At 75.7% G+C, this 4,419-nt stretch carries 4 protein-coding genes and 1 pseudogene; 2 read left to right on the top strand and 3 right to left on the bottom strand.

The window, feature by feature from the left end; translation table 11 throughout:
• Positions 1 to 178 precede the first annotated feature (178 nt).
• Together AE652_RS36100 and AE652_RS36095 are read left to right on the top strand one after the other, a co-directional pair.
• Positions 179 to 586, top strand: coding sequence for a YciI family protein (locus AE652_RS36100; RefSeq protein ID WP_049659240.1), 408 nt, complete (start codon positions 179 to 181; stop codon positions 584 to 586).
• Between the two features lie 8 nt (positions 587 to 594).
• Positions 595 to 1,752: an RNA polymerase sigma factor gene (locus tag AE652_RS36095; protein ID WP_049659239.1), complete on the top strand. Its 1,158-nt coding sequence runs from the start codon at positions 595 to 597 to the stop codon at positions 1,750 to 1,752.
• Between the two features lie 21 nt (positions 1,753 to 1,773).
• Here AE652_RS36095 and AE652_RS36090 read toward each other — a convergent pair whose 3' ends face one another.
• The 3 genes and pseudogenes from AE652_RS36090 to AE652_RS36080 all read right to left on the bottom strand — a co-directional run.
• Positions 1,774 to 3,084, bottom strand: a complete 1,311-nt coding sequence (locus tag AE652_RS36090) for a DUF58 domain-containing protein (RefSeq protein WP_049659238.1) — start codon at positions 3,082 to 3,084, stop codon at positions 1,774 to 1,776.
• 93 nt (positions 3,085 to 3,177) lie between these two features.
• Positions 3,178 to 4,188: a MoxR family ATPase gene (locus AE652_RS36085; protein WP_049659237.1), complete on the bottom strand. Its 1,011-nt coding sequence runs from the start codon at positions 4,186 to 4,188 to the stop codon at positions 3,178 to 3,180.
• Positions 4,185 to 4,419: pseudogene (locus tag AE652_RS36080) on the bottom strand (DUF4350 domain-containing protein); the annotation flags it as partial. The gene AE652_RS36085 and the pseudogene AE652_RS36080, both read right to left, overlap by 4 nt.

Genomic DNA, 4,419 nt, shown 5'->3' with positions numbered 1-4,419 from the left:
CCGGGTCCCGGATGGGGGTTCTTCGCGTTTTCAGGGACTCTTCGCGTTGTGGGCCGGTTGCGGGGCGGGCCGGAAAGAATCTTGGCCGGCCGTGTCGAGAACCCGTGCCCGGCACCGTCCCCGGAGTGGACGCGGCCACAATGGGTCGCACCAGCTCCGAGGATCCGAGGAGAAGACGATGGCCAAGTACCTGTTGCTGAAGCACTACCGGGGTGCCCCGAGCGCGGTCAACTGCGTGCCGATGGACCAGTGGACGCCGGAGGAGGTCACGGCGCACATCCGGTACATGCAGGAGTTCGCGGACCGGCTGGAGAAGACCGGCGAGTTCGTCGACGGCCAGGCGCTCGCACCTGAGGGGACGTGGGTCCGGTACGACGGCGAGGGGCGCCCGCCGGTCACCGACGGTCCGTTCGCCGAGACCAAGGACCTGATCGCCGGCTGGATGGTGATCGACGTCGACAGCTACGAGCGGGCCGTCGAGCTGGCCGGGGAGCTGTCGGCCGCCCCCGGGGCCGGGGGCGAGCCGATCCACGAGTGGCTGGAGCTGCGTCCGTTCCTGGCGATGCCGGCGACCATCACGGAGTGACGTCCCCGATGGACGAGGCCCTGCTGAGGAGTCTCACGCCGAGCGTCATCGGAGTCCTCGTCCGCCGCGGAGCTGACTTCGCGGCGGCCGAGGACGCGGTGCAGGAGGCGCTGGTCGAGGCGGTCCGGCTCTGGCCGGCCGAGCGGCCGCGCGATCCCAAGGGCTGGCTGGTCACCGTGGCCTGGCGCAAGTTCCTGGACGCGACCCGGTCGGAGGCCGCCCGCCGGCGCCGGGAGGACCTGGTCGACCAGGAGCCGGAGCCGGGGCCCGCGACCGCCGTGGACGACACGCTCCAGCTCTACTTCCTGTGCGCCCACCCGTCGTTGACGCCCTCGTCGGCGGTGGCGCTGACGCTGCGGGCGGTGGGCGGGCTGACCACCCGCCAGATCGCCCGGGCCTATCTGGTGCCCGAGGCGACCATGGCGCAGCGGATCAGCCGGGCCAAGCGCACCGTCTCGGCCGTCAGGTTCGATCAGCCGGGGGATGTCGCGACCGTGCTCCGGGTCCTCTACCTGGTCTTCAACGAGGGCTACTCCGGCGATCTCGACCTCGCGGCCGAGGCGATCCGGCTCACCCGGCAGCTCGCCGCGGTGATCGACCACCCAGAAGTGGCCGGGCTGCTGGCCCTGATGCTGCTGCACCACGCCCGGCGGGCGGGCAGGACCGCGCCCGACGGCGCGCTGGTGCCGCTGGCCGAGCAGGACCGCGGCCGGTGGGACACCGGGCTGATCGCCGAGGGCATCGGGATCCTCCAGGGGGTCCTGGCCCGGGACCGGCTGGGCGAGTTCCAGGCCCAGGCGGCCATCGCGGCGCTGCACGCCGACGCGCCCACCGCGGGGGAGACGGACTGGGTGCAGATCGTCGAGTGGTACGACGAGCTCGTCCGGTTGACCGCCAGCCCGGTGGTGCGGCTCAACCGCGCGGTGGCGGTCGGCGAGGCCGACGGTCCGCGCGCGGGGCTGGCGGCGCTCGCGGAGCTGGACGACGCGCTGCCCAGGTACGCGGCGGTGGCGGCGTACCTCCACGAGCGCGACGGGGACCTGGTGGCGGCGGCCCGGTTGTACGCGGAGGCGGCGCACCGGGCGCCCGACCTCGCCGAGCGCGACCATCTGACCCGTCAGGCGGCCCGGCTCAACACCCTTCTGAAGGGTCGTCGGACGGACTGAGTCCGGCCGGGGGAGCGGGGCTCAGAGCCGGCCGGCGGCCTTCAGCGCCAGGTAGGTGTCGGCGAGGGCCGGGGCGATCCGGGTCGGCGGGGCGTCCAGGACGGTGACGCCGTGGCGGGTGAGGTGCTCGGCGGTGGCCCGGCGGTCGGCCCGGGTCTGTTCGGCGGCCGCCGCGCCGTAGACGGCCTCCAGGGTGCCCCGCCCGGCGGCGAGGGCGTCCAGCTGCGGGTCGGCGACCGAGGCGAGGACGACCTCGTGGCGCTTGGTGAGCATCGGCAGCAGCGGACGCAGGCCGTCCTCGACCGGGGCCGCGTCGAGGCCGGTGAGCAGCACGATCAGCGAGCGCTGCGGCGCCATCTTGAGCGCGGTGGCGACCAGTGAGCGCATGTCGGTCTCGTGCAGCGCGGGTTCCAGCCCGGCCATCGCGTTGGTGAAGGCGGGCAGCACCTCGTGGGCCGAGCTGCCGGCCACCGCGACGCGCTTGCGGGAGTCGTGGGCGAGCAGGTCGACCCGGTCGCCGGCCCGGGTGGCGAGGGCGGTGAGCAGCAGTGCGGCGTCGAGGGCGGCGTCCAGGCGGGGCGCGTCGCCGACCCGGCCGGCCGAGGTGCGGCCGGTGTCGAGGACGACGAGGATGTGCCGGTCGCGTTCGGGGCGCCAGGTGCGGACGGCGACGGTGTTGCGGCGGGCGCTGGCGCGCCAGTCGATGGAGCGGACGTCGTCGCCGGGCAGGTACTCGCGCAGGGAGTCGAACTCGGTGCCCTGGCCGCGGGTCAGGACGGAGGTGCGGCCGTCGAGTTCGCGCAGCCGGGCGAGCCGGGAGGGCAGGTGCTTGCGGCTGGCGAACGGGGGCAGCGCGCGGACCGTCCAGGGGACGAGGTGCGAGCCCTGGCGGGCGGCCAGGCCGAGCGGGCCGAGCGAGCGGACCGTCACCCGGTGGGCGTGGTGGTCGCCGCGGCGGGTGGGGGTGAGCAGGGTGGTGATCCGGCGCCGTTCGCCGCCGGGGAGGGCCAGGGTGTGCCGGGAGGCGGCCTCGGCGGTGCCGGGGCGCCAGGCGGAGGGGGCCCAGGCGTCGCGGACCAGGCCGCGGAGCGGCCGGCCGGACGGGTTGGTGACGGTCAGTTCGACGGTGGCGGGCTCGCCGAGCCGGACGGTGGTGTCGCCGGCCCGCCCGAACCGCAGGCCGCGGACCGGGGCGGCGAGCACCAGGTCGACCGCGACGGCGACCAGCACCGCGCCGGTGACCAGGCCGATCCCGGTCCAGGACGGCAGCAGCAGGCCCACGACGAGCGCGCCGAGTGCGGCGAGCAGGGCGGTTCGCCCGGTGAGGGCCATGCGGTGCGCTCCTTCGGAAGCCCGTGCGTCGGAACCCGTGGGCCGGCGGCCGGAACGGGGGCGGTACGGCGGGGTGGGGTCAGCGGGGTGGGGTCAGCGGGGTGCGGGCGTCTGGGTGAGGACGGCCTGGATGACGGAGTCGGCGGTGACGCCCTCCATCTCGGCCTCGGCGCGCAGCGCGACCCGGTGCCGCAGGGTGGGCAGGGCGAGCGCCTTGACGTCGTCCGGGGTGACGTAGTCGCGGCCGGCCAGCCAGGCCCAGGCGCGGGAGGCGGCGAGCAGGGCGGTGGCGCCGCGCGGGGAGACGCCGATGGACAGCGACGGGGACTGCCGGGTGGCCCGGCAGAGGTCGACGATGTAGGCGAGGACCTCGGGGGAGACGGTCAGCTTGGCGATCTGCTCGCGGGCGGCGGCGACGTGCTCGGGGCCGGCGACCGGGCGGACGCCGGCCGCGCCGAGGTCGCGCGGGTCGAAGCCGGCGGCGTGCCGGGAGAGCACCTGGAACTCCTGGTCGCGGTCGGGCAGCGGCAGGACCAGCTTGAGCAGGAAGCGGTCCAGCTGGGCCTCGGGCAGCGGGTAGGTGCCCTCGTACTCGACCGGGTTCTGGGTCGCGGCGACCAGGAACGGGACGGGCAGCGGGCGCGCCTCGCCGTCCACCGTGACCTGGTGCTCCTCCATGGCCTCCAGCAGGGCGGCCTGGGTCTTCGGCGGGGTGCGGTTGATCTCGTCGGCGAGCAGCAGGTTGGTGAAGACCGGGCCGGGCTGGAAGGAGAACTCGGCGGTGCGGGCGTCGTAGACGAGCGAGCCGGTGACGTCGCCGGGCATCAGGTCGGGGGTGAACTGGATGCGCTTGGTGCCCAGGCTGAGCGCGGTGGACAGGGTGCGCACCAGCAGGGTCTTGGCGACACCGGGGACGCCCTCCAGCAGCACGTGGCCGCCGCAGAGCAGGGCGACGACCAGGCCGGTGACGGCCGCGTCCTGGCCGACCACGGCCTTGCCGATCTCGGCGCGCAGGGCGGTCAGCGCGGCGCGCGGGTCGGTGGCGGGGGTGGCGGGCGCCGTGCCGGGGACGGGGCGGAGCTGGGCGGTTGCCTGGTCGGTCACGGGTTCCGTACCTGCCTTTCGAGGGCGTCGAGGTCGTCGGCGAGCCGCAGCAGTGCGGCGTCGTCGGTCGGGGGCGGGCCGTACAGCAGGGCCCGGACGTCCCCGGCGGGCCGTTCGGACAGCCGGTCGGCCAGGGCGACGCAGAGCGCGTCGGGGTCGGGTGCGCCGGCCTGGAGCGGGACGCCCAGGGCGGGGGCGAGGCGGTGCGCGGTGGCGCCGCGCAGGGCCTCG

This window comes from Kitasatospora sp. MY 5-36 (assembly GCF_001182915.1).
Classification (GTDB): Bacteria; Actinomycetota; Actinomycetes; order Streptomycetales; family Streptomycetaceae; genus Kitasatospora.
The sequence above is the reverse complement of the archived record's forward strand: the minus strand, read 5'-3'. Positions and strand labels throughout refer to the sequence as shown.